The following is a 13,926-nucleotide window of genomic DNA, read 5'->3' as shown; positions in this document are numbered from 1 at the left end:
TTGAAGTAGCCTTTTCCTTATAAACAAACTAACGAAAACAAGCTGCCACAATTCTTGCCTCATTACTAATTTTTTCTTCATCTAGATTTTTTAAAACACCATTTTCCCATACAATGCTACCATTTACCATAGTCATTTTAGTTGGTTTATGATAACCAACTTTACCAAGAAAGCTAGTTGGATCTTCTAAAGCACCAACAAATTCTAATCCAGATACATCAACTAAAAATAAATCAGTACCCTTTCCCTCTTCCAATATTCCGGTATCATTTTTGCCTAAAACTTTAGCGCCATTTACTGTTGCATTTTTCAAAACAGAATAAGCAGTAGGCCCAGCTTCTCTGCCTAATATTCTAGCTGCACACTGAAGCAAATAAGTTGTTCTCAGCACCTCTAAAATATTTGAACCATCTTGAACGCCTTGACCATCTGTTCCTAAACTAATACTTACCCCTAAGGATTCACATAAAGGAATATTGAGAATTTCTGCTCCTAAAATCATTTGAGGAATAGGACAATAGGCAATTGAACCACCATGGTTACCTATGGCTTTCAATTCCTCTTCATTAAAATAATTGCCATGAGCATACCAAACATCAGAACCAATCATCCCAATATACTGAGCCCATGCTAAGGAACGTTTTCCATAGCGGTTAAACATATATTCAATTTCCTCTTCATCTTCAGCTAAATGCGATGAATATGAATTCCTTTTTCTCTAGCAAATAGAACTATATCTCTATAAGTTTCCTCAGCTACTGAAAAAGGCGAACAAGGAGCAGCAACTACTCTTTGCATACCTAAATACTCTTCCTGATGATAGGTTTTTACAATACGCTCTAAATCATCAATAACCTCAGCTGCTGTTTCACCTAAAACATCAGGTGGCAATCCCCCATCTTTTTCAGTCATAGTCATACAACTTCGCCCTGAATGATAGCGAATACCAATATCTTTAGTCGCTTTAAACTGACTATCAATTAAATGGTCACGATTCCCTTCTGGATAAATATATTGCTGTTCAAAAATAGTTGTGCAACCATATTTTAATCCCTCTGCCATACTGATTAATGAGGCATAGTACAAATAATTTTTATTATTGTTTTTCCAGAGCAGATAGCAATAGGTCAGCCATTCAAAAAGAGTAATCCCTTTATTAAACTCAAGCTCAGGAATATTTCTTGTAAATACCTGAACATGTGATGATGGGTATTAATAAGACCTGGATAAGCAATAGCGTCCTTACCATCAACAACTTGAATAACAGTTTCATTTAAGTCCTTTCCAATTTTTTATTGTATTTCCTTCAATTAAAATATCGGTATCATAAAAGACTCTATCATCACTACTACATCTTACAATAGCTTTTACATCTTTAATTAATATTTTCTCCATTATTTAATTCTCCTTTGACTTTATTTTCTTTTCTAAATATTTCTTTAAAATTAAATACAATATTTAGAATAATAGCAACAACAGCTGCTACAATAGTACCACTATTACCTGTTAACATCTGAATATTTTCTGGGTAAACCACTTAAATAAGCCGGAACTACCCCAATACCTAATCCAAGGGCAATAGAGGTTCCAGCAATTAGCATATTTTTATTTTTACTAAAATCTACTTTCTGAAGCATTTCAATCCCCAACTGCTACCATTGAAAACATAATAATAGTTGCACCACCAAAAACAGATGCTGGTATGATAGTTGCCAAAGCCGCAAACTTAGGTATAGTTCCTAGAATAATTAAAATAATACCAGCAGCAACAGCTACAAAACGACTTGTAACTTTTGTCAAAGATAACAAACCAATATTTTGTCCAAAAGTAGTGTAAGGAAAACAGTTAAAAACACCACCTAAAATTGCACCTAGCCCTTCTGCTCTATAGCCTCTTGTTAACGCATTCTTATTAATTTCTGTTCCTGTTATATTGCCAATTGTAAAAAACAACCTGTTGATTCTGTCATAACAACTAAAATAACAATACACATAATAATACTCTGGATATCAAATACCGGTAATCCAAATGCAAAGGGTGTTACAACTCTAAAAAAATCTGCTTCTATTACCTGGCTAAAATCAACCATGCTAAATCCTGCTGCTACAGCAGTGCCACCAACTAAGCCAATAATAACTGCTATTGAACGTACAAAACCTGTAAAAAACTTATTGACTAATAGGATGATAATAATAACAAATATAGATAATAAAAAGTACTTTAATGCCCCAAAATCCGGATTGCCAATTCCACCCTGCCGCATTGTTAATACCAACTGGAATTAATGTAAGACCAATAACCGTAACAATAGAGCCATTGACAATATTAGGAAAGAAGTGCACTAATTTACTAAAAATGGAGCAATGAGTAAAGAAAAGATCCCTGCTACAATTACAGCTCCAAAAATGGCCTTAATCCCATGTTTCCCTCCAATGCCAATCATAGGAACCAACTGTCGCAAATGAAACCCCCATTATGGCAGGTAAACGTATCCCCACAAATTTCCCAATGCCTAATGATTGAATAATAGTTGCCAACCCACAAGTAAACAAGTCAGCAGCAACTAAGATTGCAATCTCATTCTGATTAAGTCCAATACTTCCACCCACAATAATAGGAACCACTACAGCCCCAGCATACATAGCTAACACATATTGTAACCCCAATACTGATAGTCTTCCAAAGGATAGTTTCTCTTGACTTTTCATTGAGCTCCTCCTATTGTCCTATTGTATTACAATAGGACATTTTCTTTCGTTTTAACTGCCCTTATTATTAATGTCAAGTATATTCTCTTTTAGAAATAAAAAAGAAGCTTGCACTATGGCTAACTTCTCTACTTATATTTCCAAGTAATTTATTAAATTCATTTTCTTTTCTCGGCTTAACTTTTTAAGAGCATATTCCCTTTTTAAAGCCATACTTTTATCATCATAAGACTCATAATAAACAAGTACTACGGGGCTTCTGCCTCGCGTATATTTTGCTCCTTTACCAGCATTGTGAACATTAATCCTTTCCTCTAAGCTATTGGTATAGCCTGTATACAAAGTATTGTCTGAACATTTTAATATATACATAATGCATAAATTCAATCACTTTCCTTTTACTTCATCCTACTATGTTTGAAAAACATTATCAACTCCATAAACTATCTTTTTTAAAAAATAAATACAATAAAGAAAAGTGAATCCATGGAGGTAAGTATGTTAGAAAAATTTGAAACCAATAAAGAAGATATCTTTATACTAGTCATTGACATACAAGAAAGACTCATAAAAGCTATGGAGGAAGGCCCTTCCCTTATAACCAATGTTCAAAAACTTTTAATGGGTGCTACTATTTTGGATATTCCTGTTATGGTTACAGAACAATACCCAAAAGGATTAGGATCAGCTATTCCGGCAATAACTGACTGCTTAAAAAATACCACGCCTATTTCTAAAATGACATTTTCAGCCTGTGCCCCTCAAGTACTTGAAGTTCTTAAAACACAGAATGTTAAGAATATTGTTATTGTAGGTATGGAAACCCATGTATGTGTATTTCAGACAGCACGCCAACTTCTAAAAGAAGGTTATGATGTTTTTCTTGCAGCCGATGGTATTTGTTCAAGAAACAAAGAACTAAAAGAAAATGGTCTTAACCTAATTGAGAATATGGGAGCTGTTATTACAAACGTTGAGACCCTTTTATTTAATTGGCTAGAAGTAGCAGGAACCGATAGTTTTAAAGCTATTTCAAAGATTGTTAAATAATTACTTTTAATAGAACTAGAGTGCCCATATTATTTATGGGCACTCTAGTTCTTGTCAACATCACTTTTTTCAATAATGGCTGTTTTTAGTGTTTCGTACTCTTCTTCTGTTATATTCTTTTGCTCTAACAAAGTTACCAATCTCCCAATTGATTCAACTGGAGAAAGTTCATAAAAATGTTCTTTCATACCCTTAAACTGATTTTCTATTTCAGCCACTATTTTATACATCCTATTTTTTTGAATAAAACCAGTACTAATAATAGTTGTGGGTATAGAAAAACTGGCAATACCTAAAATCGATAGTATCATAGCAGCTAATCGCCCGGGGACAGTAATAGGTACGATATCCCCGTACCCTACTGTAGAACCAGTTTGAAAAGACCACCAAACTGCATCAAATAAATTTCTAAACTTTTCTGGCTGAGCAGCATGTTCAAAGGAAAACACTGCGAATGCAGAAAAAATCATTAATACAATTAAAATAAAAAGCTTTTGATTAAAAGTCCTTTTTCTTTTTTGATTGCACCTTTAATCTGATTACCTAGCGTAACTGTATTTTGTTCTTCAATGTTCAGATTTCTAAATGTATTTAAACCAATAAGCACCTTTATTAGACGAAAGGCCATAGCTTCCGGTCGCACAATTGGTACAATAGATAATAATTGGATAATGCCTGCAAATGAAAATATATATTTAAACTTATGTTTACTTTGTGTAATATTCCAAATATATTCAATAAAAACACTTGTAGTCATAAATGTAAATATTATAAAAACAGGATGTTTAAAGTACAATTTTGGCATTAATGCTACTATTAAAATAACACCTGCATTAAGAAGTGTGTATAAATAAAATATAACCTTTAACTTCAAATTAAAAGTTAATTTTTCCCAATTAATAAAAATTTCTTTTAACTTCATCTTTATCACTCCAATTACAAAAATTGATGGTTATTATTCACTTTTTGTAAATTCAAACCATCAATTTAATGCTCTACCTTATAAATTTCTGTTGTTTCTTTATAAAGTATATGTTATTCTATTTTTTAGTCAACATGTAACTATTTATCAATTCCATTTTTTCTGTAGGCTATAATGAAAACTACAATTGAAATAATTAGCCAAGCAGCCATTACAAGAATATTTTCAATAGTAACGGGATACGAATCATGAGCCACCAGTTTTTGAAGAATACTGTTTAATGCTCCAGTATAAATAAATCTGGAAACAAAAGCTAATCCTTCATTAAATGTTGAGAACATTGGTAATAATAAAAATATTAACATAAATGGTGTAGAAATTAAAGATGTTGACATCTGATTTTTAGCTAATAAGCCAATGACAAATCCTAAAATAACGGTTATCATTGATGCCACTGTTGTCGATAAAACATATATTGGTATATTAATACCGTCAGTGCCACTTAAAGGTAAAATAATTAAATTAACAATTATCATAAGAATTAGTGCTGGTAATAAACTGCCTACAAAAAATTCCACTTTATTTACTGAAGATGTCATTAATGCTCTTAATGTATTTTTTCTTTTTCTTCAGCTAAAGGCATACTGCTAGCCATAATGCCAGTCATCATAACATTAAATAAAACACCAATTATTAAAAAAATGATAATAAAAAGCTACCTTCTGGGTTTTCTAAAACTTCTTTTTGCAAAACATACTGAAAAATAACTACACATCCAATTGCCATAATTTGACCTATTAATATTGAAGGATTTTTTAATATTGTTTGTAATTTCATCATAAAAATAGCACTTAGCTTTCGCATTGATATTGTCATTGTAATTCCCTCCCAGTTACTTTTAAAAATACTGTTTCCAGTGTAGGTTCTGCTGAGTGTATAGTTAATAAATCATCATTTTTCATCCACTGGCAAATTGAATCAATATTATCTGCCGTATTAACTAAAGTTATTGTTTCTCTATCTTTTAATAAAATTCTATATTCTTTTTGTTGATTATGCTTTAAACAAATTTCTGTTGGTGTTCCATATTCAACAATATAACCATCATTTAATAAAGCCACATGATCACAAAGTTTTGCTGCTTCCTCCATATTATGAGTTGTTAAAAAAATGGCTGTTCCATTTTCTTTTAATTCTAATAGCAATTTATGAATTTCAAGAGATGTAGATGGATCAAGTCCGGGGCTGGTAGGCTCATCTAAAAACAAAACCTTAGGTTCATGAAGAATAGCTCTAGAAGGAATTCGACTCTTATCAGCTGCTAGCAATTTTGCAAAAACAAAAGATTTTCTACAACTGTCATTCTTTCATATAGGCCACTATTATCTGTGACAATACCAATCTGACTATAAATGCTTTCAGTAATCTTTCTCGTATCTTGATTTAAAAGAGTTGCTGTACCACTGGTTTGCATCAATTGCCCTGTCAAAATTTTAATGGTAGTTGTTTTTCCCTGCTCCTGATGGCCCTAAAAAACCAATAATTTCTCCTTTGTTTACAGAAATACTAACATCTTTTAATGCTACATTTTCTCCAAAACGCTTGGAGATATGATCCATTTGAATCATAACCTTTTTTCATCCCCTGACCCTCCTTTTTGTAAGCCTAAATTGACTACTTATTAAAATTACTAAAAAATCCACTTCTGTCATTTAGTTAGCAATAAATGGTTAATTATTTAAGGTGAACTGTAACTTATTCAGCTTTAATAGTACCCTAAATATCAAGAAGTTTTCTTAGTTCATCTAACCTGGTCCTAGATAAAGGGACTTTTGATTGTATATTATTGCCCAATACTAATGTGTAATTATTTTTAGAATAACTGATTAACTCCCTTATAATCTGTAAATTTACCATATAAGATCGATGGCATCTAAAAACCAAATTTATTTAAACGATTTTCCAATTCACTCATTGTTAATCCAGAAGGAAATGATTCCTTACCAATTTGAATTTGGCTAACAGAGTTAATACTCTTAATATAATCTATTTCCTTAGGACTAAATAGAATAATCTTATCCTCGAATTTACATGAAATTTTAAAAACAGAGGGTTTAGCCCCTAACATCGACCCATCTATGCTTCTACTTTTATCTTCACTGACTTCTATTTTTTCCAGCCCTCCAAGACGATTGATGTAAATATTATCGGATAATAAAAAAGCTCTTCAAGGTAAGAAGCTGTAAAAATAATGCTTGCATTATTTTCTTCGAATACTCGAATACATTTTAAATATAATTCAATTCCCTCATCATCTAAATCTGTTAATGGACTTTCTATTAAAACTAAATCAGGGTTAAACAAAAAAATTCTCATTAAAGAAATTCTTTTTGTTGGGATAATGTAACTTTCTTTATTGACAAGTGCCAACTATCCATTAATGAAAATTGACTCATTAAAAAATCTAAATCATTATTGTTTCTTGATAACTTATTAAAGTATTTTAAATAGCTACCCACAGTCATAAACTTATATAAATCATCTTTTTTACGGTCAGATAGAATGGATTTAAAAGTTGATTTAATATTACCTATAGTTGGTAACATTGCATTTTCAATTAAATCAAATAAAACCCTAATTTCATTCTTAGTACACTTTATACCAATCAATTGATTCTCCGAAATTTTGAAATCAATATTTTTAAGCACAGTTTTACCATTAAGTTCTTTTAATATTTCTTTTAGTTCTAATACTGCCATTTATTCTCCCGCTTTTATATATTCATTAAACCTATTTTCCACTCAACTTTTATCGCTTTTTTATTATTAATGGTATTTTATCAATAAGATAGTATACATAACCAAGAAAAGTAAAGCCAATTGAAATTAAAAACACATTTCTCAATACTGCTACTCAACCCAGTAGATTTACATCAATAAAAAAGTAAGGATAATAGCTTCCACTTGGCGTTATAGGTCCTCCAGTATACGCTCTTATTACTGTAAAAACAAAGTAAGAAAAAGGTATAATTAGCCAACGAAAAGGATCATGCCATTTATAAATATTTCTTTTATCAAATAAAAACCAATCTAAAATAACCATTATTTGTACATAATAATGAGCAATAATACCCTTAGCAGAATATACTACATAGTCAGTAGACATTGTAAATAATGTTGGCACTAAAACAAAATGATATATTAAAAAAGTAATTGTAATCATTAATGTAAAAGCACCTTTTAGACTATTGCTGTAAGAGGATTCTTCTTTTTTTTGCAGAAAGTCCTTTTATTAAGCGCAATATTAATATTAAAAAATAAATAAAGCAAATTAAATTACTTAAAATAGTATAATACAAAAATATAGATGGCTTAAATCCACCCTCTAGGATACCTGTGTTTAGAAACAATCCATATCCGCAACCAATTAGCAAAGCTATTCTAAACAATAATACCACATATTTATTTTTTATAATCACGAACATCCCCTTTCTGATACCAAAATAATAATCTAAATACTAAAAATTAATAAAAATAACCAAAGGTAATTTTCACTCTTATAATAAGCAAAAAAACTTAAAATATAAGATGCCAACAATAGCAGAATAGTCATATTTGAAAGAACTGGCATTAAGTAAATAAAATCCATGGTTTAATGCACTCATTTATTGCTCTTATATTAATTAATAAACACATTATTGCCAAAATTATAGGCTACATAAGCACCTGACAGTAGAAAAACATGCTCTATAAGTATCTATAAAAAATATGACAGTACTTACCTCCTTAAAAATATAAACTAAAAGCCCCTTTAAAAGTGGCTTTTAAAATTATGGTGCCGAAAAGGGAAGACTATATAAACGATTTTTCATTGTCTGATTGGATGTAACTATCTTTATTTAAGTGTATTTAGGTTCATCAAAGTTTATATAATATACATATTCTATCTCTTGTTGCCAAAATGTTGCCACAAATATAGCAAAACTCCCCAAGCTCTTTGCATGGAGAATTGTACCACTATATAATTTCAATATAAGGTGGTTTATTTAGTCATTTTAATTATTACTAAATAATAATAACACGACCTTTTGTTTTTTTGTAAATAACTTAATTCTTTCTAAATCCTCTAACACTAGCAACTACTCCACTACCTATACTCAATAAGCTAAATAATAAACCTTCATAACCACCTGTTTTAGGCAACATCATTCATCTTGAAATATTACCTACCTTGTTATTTTGATTATCTAATTTATTTCCAGAATTTAATGATTCTGACTTCATATTTTGTTGCCATTGGGCATATAGTGTGATATCACTATTCGGCATAGTTGTTGTATCAAAATCCCACACTAATCCACTTCCGTCAGGAGCTGTATTCCAACCACTAAATATATAGCCTTCTCTTATTGGATTGTCTAATACCTTTGCTAAATCTCCTATTTTAACAACTTGGTTTTCTGGAGCAATTCCATTACCACCATTTAAATTAAAGGTTAATGTGTGAGCTGTAATTCTATTATTAGCTTTTAATGGTTGAATTACAGCTCCTGAAAAATCAGAGCTAATATAACCAACTGTTATTGTTTTATTAAAGTTAAAATTGACAGAGGTTGTGTCTTTTGTTAAACCATCCCATGTAATATCATTTCCATTTAGTGTATAATTTCCTGTTCCACTATTAGGTAGTACTGATTCTCCCATTGCTTCAATTGGCGTCACTAAAGTAAATCTTGGAGAATCAAAATATTTAAATTCTAAAACTATTATTTGATTACTTAAATAATAACCTTTCCAAATCTGTTAACTTTTATATGCTTTTAGGTAATACCATTAATTGGTTATCGCTTGAATCTAACCATTGCAATTTAGTTAAATTACCAATGTTTTCTGGTATTTTTACTAATTGATCATTATCTAAATACAGCACTTGTAAATTAGATAGAGCGGCCATACTTTCTGGCATAATCATTATTTGGTTATAGCTTAAACCTAATTCTTGTAAGCTAGATAAAGAACCTATACTAGTGGGTAGCATCATTATTTGATTATTATCTAAAGACAGTCTTTGCAAATTAGATAACTCACCTACGCTATTTGGAATACTGGTTAATTGATTGTTTTTTAAAAATAATGTTTGTAATTTAAATAAAGAACCTACATTTTCTGGTAGTATCTTTATTTGATTATTATATAAATTTAAATATTGCAAACTTGTTAAAAACCAATGCTTTGTGGAATGCTTGTTAATTGGTTGTAACCTAAAGATAATGTTTGTACGTTAGATAAATTGTCTATACTATTCGGAATACTTGCTAGCTGGTTACTATCTAAATACAATTTTTGTAGGTTAGTAAAGATATCTATACCTGTAATATCTATTAACATATTATCACTTAAATAAAGATACTCTGTTTCTAATATATTCTGGTCAATAACATCACTAACACTTTTTCCAAAATAACTTGCCATCACATCAGCAGTATGGGCGTTAGGAAATTGTTGTGCAAAAGTAACTTGTCCTTCAGTAGCAAACTTCACTCCAGTTGGAATAGTTGCATTCCCTACCCCTTGAGCATCAACAAGTGATTCTTTCGCTTTTAAAGAATAAGTTTGAATAAAGTCAAAGCTAGTAAACAATATAGCTATTATTAATAAACATACAATAGCTTTTTGAACATGGCCAGACTTTGACTTTTCATAATTTGACCCTATTTCTTATTTTATCTTGTCATTTTTATATTTTCTCAAGTGTATGCTATAATACGTTTATTTGTCAAGACTAAAAGTAATAAAAAATATATTTTTGAATAGGTATCGAAGTGATTGGTTAATAAAGGGTAAAAAATAAGAGCTAGAAATTAATCTAGCTCTTTTACTTGTTGCTTGTCTGTATATAGCAAAACTCACCAAGCTCATCGCCCAGGGAGTATTACCAAAAATAAAAATAATAAAATGGTTAGCGAGTCATATCAATTACTACTTATATGTCTTTTGTAAACATTTTTTATAATTTACCATTATTTTAACCATTGGGCATATAGCTTGACATTGTTTGCTGGCATTTTGCTTTTATTAAAATCCCATTTTGTACATTTTCCATCAGCTTTTGGACATATACTAAAAAAGTAGACAGGAAAAAGTGAAACATGTTTTAAATAAGTAGACACATAAGAAAGGATAAAATTATGAATAATTACAAGAAATACGATGAAGAATTTAAAAAAAGTATTGTTAATTTACACCAAAACGGTAAAACTCAATCCCAACTTTCTAAAGAATATGGTGTCTCCATGTCTGCTTTACACAAGTGGATTAAACTTTATTCTCAGGTTAGAATTGATGATGATACTATTCTAACCGCTAAGCAGATTAAGGATCTTCAAAAGCGTAATGCTCGACTCTAGGAGGAAAATATCATTTTAAAAAAAGCAATTGCCATATTCACGCCTCACTCAGACAAAGATTAATGGCTGTTCATACCCTTCGTTTTCAGCACGCTATCTCTTTTCTTTGTCATGTCCTTAAAGTGAACCGCAGCTCCTATTACAAATACTTTTCGGAAAAACTTTCTCCTAGAACTATTGAGAATTAAAAACTCCGTCAGCTTATTCTCGGAGATTTGTCATCTTACTAAGAGACGTATTGGCCCATCTAAGATTAAGGCTCTTCTTTCCTATGACTATGGCATCAACATCAGTATTGGTAGAGCGAGCCGCCTGATGACTGACATGAATCTTCCTAAAATGCCTACTATCAAACTTCGGTTTATTCATCCGAGGTCTATTCCCAATTTTGATTGCCCTAACTACCTAAATCAAAATTTTAATGTTCCTCAGCCCAATCAAGTCTGGGCTAGTGACATTACCTATATTAATTTAAATGCCTCTTTTGCTTATCTCTGTGTTATTATGGATTTATTTTCTCGTAAAATTATTGCTTGGAAGCTCTCTCTTAAAATTGATACTTCTCTTGTTAAGGATACTTTTATCAAAGCCTTTTATTCTCAAAAACCTTCTACTTCTCTTATTTTTCATTCTGACAGAGGTTCCTAATATACTTCTTTTATCTTTAGAAAGCTCCTTGATTCTTTTGGTATCATTCAATCTTTTTCTAAGCTTTCTCATCCTTGGGACAATGCTGTCGTTGAGTCCTTTTTAAATATATGAAAAAAGAAGAAATTCTTCGTAGGTCTTTTTCTTCCTTTGCTCAAATTAAGCTTTCCTGCTTTGAACACATTGAGGGCTTCTACAACCCCCTATACGTCCCCACTCTGCTAATAACATTCTTTCTCCTAATTCCAAAGAAGACTATTTTTTCACTTCTATTAAAACTTAATTTCACTTTTTCTATCTACTCTATTGACATTCTTCCAAGCCTTATCTATATAGGTAACATTCAATTTACTCTTGCGCTCCTCATTTCTATGTCGATTGTATATACTTCATTTGATCCAAAGACAAAGAGTTCATACAGAACAGTATCAAAGCCTCAAAAGGCATTTAAACCACTTCTAGAGTATATTAATGAATGCAAGAGAATAGATGGTTACAAAGATGAGTGGTTTCTTTTTGGCTTTACAAATCCACTACCAAACACAACAATTGAAATAAATAAAAATAAAGCATGTGAAGAATGTGGATTAAAAAAAATAAGACTTCATGACTTTCGGCATTCTCATGCTTCACTATTAATAAACAACAATGCTAATATTAAATTAATTTCAAATATGGTGATGTTTCAATGACACTAAATACATACAGCCATATGTTTCCAGAAGAAGAAAATAAAATCATAAAAATTATAGATAATTTATAATTTTGCCCCCCCAAAAATGCCCCCACAGAAAAATAAAAAGCTAGGATTACCTATTAAAAGGTATCCTAGCTTTTTTGGTGCGGATGAGAGGACTTGAACCTCCACGGTGTTACCCACTAGAGCCTAAATCTAGCGCGTCTGCCAATTCCGCCACATCCGCATTGGTGATCCATCCGCGACTCGAACGCGGGACAACCCTGATTAAAAAAGTCAGGTGCTCTGCCGACTGAGCTAATGGATCGTATGGGGTGGATGACGGGACTCGAACCCGCGACACCCAGAACCACAATCTGGTGCTCTACCAACTGAACTACAACCACCATACAAGAGCATTCATAACAAAATGCTACAGTTGATATTCTACTATTTTTTCACTACAATTACAAGAGTTTTATGGTTATTTATTAATAAATAACCATAAAACAGACAATCTTTTTAAAAAGACTGTCTGTTTTATATTATTTCTTATTGAATTTTTTACGCTTCAGGTTTAAACTGATCTTTACCTACACCACAAACCGGGCATTCGTATGAATCTGGTAAATCAGCGAATGCAATACCCTCAACGGCAGGGTCATGCACATAACCACAAACTGTACAAACATATTTTGTCATATCCATAGCATTCTCTCCCCTTTCTTTTTTAATTTCAGGTTGTTTTTCTGCTTTAGCTTCTGTACTTTTAGCTACTGTACCACCTTTTTTTAAGGTTCTGAAGTCACTGTAAGTCATAGGCTCGATACCTTTTTTATCTTCATTGACAAAGCCATCATCTACATTGACTACAAATAGAGTGTGGGTACCCACATCTAATGCATTAACAACATGGCCTTCTAAAATGCTTAATACTTCTTTTTTTAAAAGAGGCAAATCATTTTCTATTTCACAAGGGTAGTTTTTAAATTTATCAACTGTTCTACCACTTTGAAAACCAAAATGTCCAAGAATTCCTAAACTATCTTGTCCCATTACATGGACTGCAAGCTTTTTTGATTCCTTAACTAACTCATTTGTATAGTTTCCATTATTAAGAGCTACTCCTATCTGATTTGGTTCACTGGTTAACTGAAAAACTGTGTTTGCAGTTTGTCCATTTACTTTATCTCCAGATTTAGTCGTTACAATAAACATACCATAACTAAATTGACGGATACTAGTCTTTATTCTTTTAAGAGTCCCCTCATCAATTGCATTGGAATCTCCTTTTGTTTCAACTAATTCAAACATTGTATGATCAACACCACAAACTGGACAAATATCTGGTGGGTCATCCCCTTCAGCTTCATAGCCACATACTGTACAACTCCATTTTTTCATTGTTTATCATTCCTCCTTACATCTATTATCTTTCTCCCATTATAACACTTTGAATCTTGGATATATACTAAAAAGTAGACAGGAAAAATTAATGAAAGACAAACAAATAGA

The 13,926-nt window shown here is 31.3% G+C and carries 20 protein-coding genes, 3 tRNA genes and 4 pseudogenes; 3 read left to right on the top strand and 24 right to left on the bottom strand.

The features are described from left to right. Positions 1–28: 28 nt before the first annotated feature. The 7 genes and pseudogenes from AZF37_RS11410 to AZF37_RS02805 all read right to left on the bottom strand — a co-directional run bounded on the left by AZF37_RS11410 (position 29) and on the right by AZF37_RS02805 (position 3,081). Positions 29–1,116 (bottom strand): annotated as a pseudogene (locus AZF37_RS11410) (amidohydrolase family protein). Positions 1,117–1,269: 153 nt separating this feature from the next. After that, the gene (locus AZF37_RS12140; protein WP_281178897.1) at positions 1,270–1,395 is read right to left on the bottom strand and encodes a hypothetical protein; all 126 of its coding nucleotides are present in this window, start codon (positions 1,393–1,395) and stop codon (positions 1,270–1,272) included. Continuing rightward, positions 1,376–1,513 carry a hypothetical protein gene (locus AZF37_RS11405; RefSeq protein ID WP_245612024.1) on the bottom strand — a complete coding sequence of 46 codons (138 nt, stop codon included), beginning with the start codon at positions 1,511–1,513 and terminating at the stop codon, positions 1,376–1,378. The genes AZF37_RS12140 and AZF37_RS11405 overlap by 20 nt, the downstream gene beginning before the upstream one ends. Beyond that, a complete protein-coding gene (locus AZF37_RS11400) occupies positions 1,500–1,637 on the bottom strand; it encodes a solute carrier family 23 protein (protein WP_245612023.1) in 138 nt (45 codons plus the stop codon). Before AZF37_RS11400 ends, AZF37_RS11405 begins: the two co-directional genes overlap by 14 nt. Before the next feature lies 1 nt (position 1,638). Next, positions 1,639–2,264 (bottom strand): annotated as a pseudogene (locus AZF37_RS12135) (solute carrier family 23 protein). A gap of 148 nt (positions 2,265–2,412) precedes the next feature. Next, positions 2,413–2,709 carry a solute carrier family 23 protein gene (locus AZF37_RS12650; protein ID WP_342668679.1) on the bottom strand — a complete coding sequence of 99 codons (297 nt, stop codon included), beginning with the start codon at positions 2,707–2,709 and terminating at the stop codon, positions 2,413–2,415. 132 nt (positions 2,710–2,841) lie between these two features. After that, entirely contained in the window at positions 2,842–3,081 is a 240-nt protein-coding gene (locus tag AZF37_RS02805) for a GIY-YIG nuclease family protein (protein ID WP_088369485.1), read from the bottom strand. A 126-nt stretch (positions 3,082–3,207) separates the two neighbouring features. Here AZF37_RS02805 and AZF37_RS02800 point away from each other — a divergent pair, with 126 nt between their 5' ends. Further along, the gene (locus AZF37_RS02800) at positions 3,208–3,759 is read left to right on the top strand and encodes an isochorismatase family protein (protein WP_162473846.1); all 552 of its coding nucleotides are present in this window, start codon (positions 3,208–3,210) and stop codon (positions 3,757–3,759) included. A gap of 44 nt (positions 3,760–3,803) precedes the next feature. Here the strand turns inward: AZF37_RS02800 and AZF37_RS02795 are convergent, their stop codons facing one another. The 13 genes and pseudogenes from AZF37_RS02795 to AZF37_RS02745 form a co-directional block, all read right to left on the bottom strand. Then, positions 3,804–4,229: a potassium channel family protein gene (locus tag AZF37_RS02795; RefSeq protein WP_088369483.1), complete on the bottom strand. Its 426-nt coding sequence runs from the start codon at positions 4,227–4,229 to the stop codon at positions 3,804–3,806. Positions 4,230–4,237: 8 nt separating this feature from the next. Then, positions 4,238–4,681: a hypothetical protein gene (locus AZF37_RS02790; RefSeq protein WP_088369482.1), complete on the bottom strand. Its 444-nt coding sequence runs from the start codon at positions 4,679–4,681 to the stop codon at positions 4,238–4,240. Between the two features lie 140 nt (positions 4,682–4,821). Then, positions 4,822–5,280 carry a hypothetical protein gene (locus tag AZF37_RS02785; RefSeq protein WP_088369481.1) on the bottom strand — a complete coding sequence of 153 codons (459 nt, stop codon included), beginning with the start codon at positions 5,278–5,280 and terminating at the stop codon, positions 4,822–4,824. Positions 5,281–5,374: 94 nt separating this feature from the next. Continuing rightward, complete coding sequence (locus AZF37_RS02780; protein WP_088369480.1) at positions 5,375–5,557, bottom strand: hypothetical protein; 183 nt, start codon at positions 5,555–5,557, stop codon at positions 5,375–5,377. Next, positions 5,554–6,309: pseudogene (locus tag AZF37_RS02775) on the bottom strand (ABC transporter ATP-binding protein). Before AZF37_RS02775 ends, AZF37_RS02780 begins: the two are co-directional and overlap by 4 nt. A gap of 148 nt (positions 6,310–6,457) precedes the next feature. After that, a complete protein-coding gene (locus AZF37_RS11395) occupies positions 6,458–6,598 on the bottom strand; it encodes a LytTR family transcriptional regulator DNA-binding domain-containing protein (RefSeq protein ID WP_245612022.1) in 141 nt (46 codons plus the stop codon). 16 nt (positions 6,599–6,614) lie between these two features. Beyond that, positions 6,615–6,809 (bottom strand): LytTR family transcriptional regulator DNA-binding domain-containing protein, encoded by a 195-nt coding sequence (locus AZF37_RS11390; protein WP_245612021.1) that lies wholly within the window; start codon positions 6,807–6,809, stop codon positions 6,615–6,617. 38 nt (positions 6,810–6,847) lie between these two features. Further along, entirely contained in the window at positions 6,848–7,057 is a 210-nt protein-coding gene (locus AZF37_RS11385) for a P-loop NTPase family protein (RefSeq protein ID WP_245612020.1), read from the bottom strand. Next, positions 7,057–7,440 carry a hypothetical protein gene (locus AZF37_RS11380; RefSeq protein WP_245612019.1) on the bottom strand — a complete coding sequence of 128 codons (384 nt, stop codon included), beginning with the start codon at positions 7,438–7,440 and terminating at the stop codon, positions 7,057–7,059. The genes AZF37_RS11385 and AZF37_RS11380 overlap by 1 nt, the downstream gene beginning before the upstream one ends. A gap of 154 nt (positions 7,441–7,594) precedes the next feature. Further along, on the bottom strand, positions 7,595–7,960 hold the full coding sequence (locus AZF37_RS02765; protein WP_281178937.1) for a Pr6Pr family membrane protein: 366 nt from the start codon (positions 7,958–7,960) through the stop codon (positions 7,595–7,597). Positions 7,961–8,889: 929 nt separating this feature from the next. After that, positions 8,890–9,402 carry an InlB B-repeat-containing protein gene (locus AZF37_RS02755; RefSeq protein WP_088369477.1) on the bottom strand — a complete coding sequence of 171 codons (513 nt, stop codon included), beginning with the start codon at positions 9,400–9,402 and terminating at the stop codon, positions 8,890–8,892. Positions 9,403–9,490: 88 nt separating this feature from the next. Next, a complete protein-coding gene (locus tag AZF37_RS02750) occupies positions 9,491–9,892 on the bottom strand; it encodes a leucine-rich repeat domain-containing protein (protein WP_162473844.1) in 402 nt (133 codons plus the stop codon). A gap of 5 nt (positions 9,893–9,897) precedes the next feature. Further along, a complete protein-coding gene (locus AZF37_RS02745; protein ID WP_088369475.1) occupies positions 9,898–10,320 on the bottom strand; it encodes a leucine-rich repeat domain-containing protein in 423 nt (140 codons plus the stop codon). 548 nt (positions 10,321–10,868) lie between these two features. Here AZF37_RS02745 and AZF37_RS02740 point away from each other — a divergent pair. Together AZF37_RS02740 and AZF37_RS02735 are read left to right on the top strand one after the other, a co-directional pair. Further along, positions 10,869–12,018, top strand: a pseudogene (locus AZF37_RS02740) (IS3 family transposase). Positions 12,019–12,106: 88 nt separating this feature from the next. After that, entirely contained in the window at positions 12,107–12,427 is a 321-nt protein-coding gene (locus AZF37_RS02735) for a tyrosine-type recombinase/integrase (RefSeq protein ID WP_088369474.1), read from the top strand. Positions 12,428–12,573: 146 nt separating this feature from the next. On the opposite strand, the gene AZF37_RS02730 is transcribed toward AZF37_RS02735, so the two are convergent. From AZF37_RS02730 to AZF37_RS02715, 4 genes are all read right to left on the bottom strand, one after another. After that, positions 12,574–12,658, bottom strand: a tRNA-Leu gene (locus AZF37_RS02730). A 2-nt stretch (positions 12,659–12,660) separates the two neighbouring features. Continuing rightward, positions 12,661–12,739, bottom strand: a tRNA-Lys gene (locus AZF37_RS02725). Between the two features lie 3 nt (positions 12,740–12,742). Further along, positions 12,743–12,818, bottom strand: a tRNA-His gene (locus AZF37_RS02720). 157 nt (positions 12,819–12,975) lie between these two features. Further along, complete coding sequence (locus AZF37_RS02715) at positions 12,976–13,815, bottom strand: flavin reductase (RefSeq protein ID WP_088369473.1); 840 nt, start codon at positions 13,813–13,815, stop codon at positions 12,976–12,978. Between the last annotated feature and the right edge of the window lie 111 nt (positions 13,816–13,926).

It is taken from the genome of endosymbiont 'TC1' of Trimyema compressum, from assembly GCF_001584725.1.
Lineage (GTDB): Bacteria > Bacillota > TC1 > TC1 > TC1 > TC1.
The sequence above is the reverse complement of the archived record's forward strand: the minus strand, read 5'-3'. Positions and strand labels throughout refer to the sequence as shown.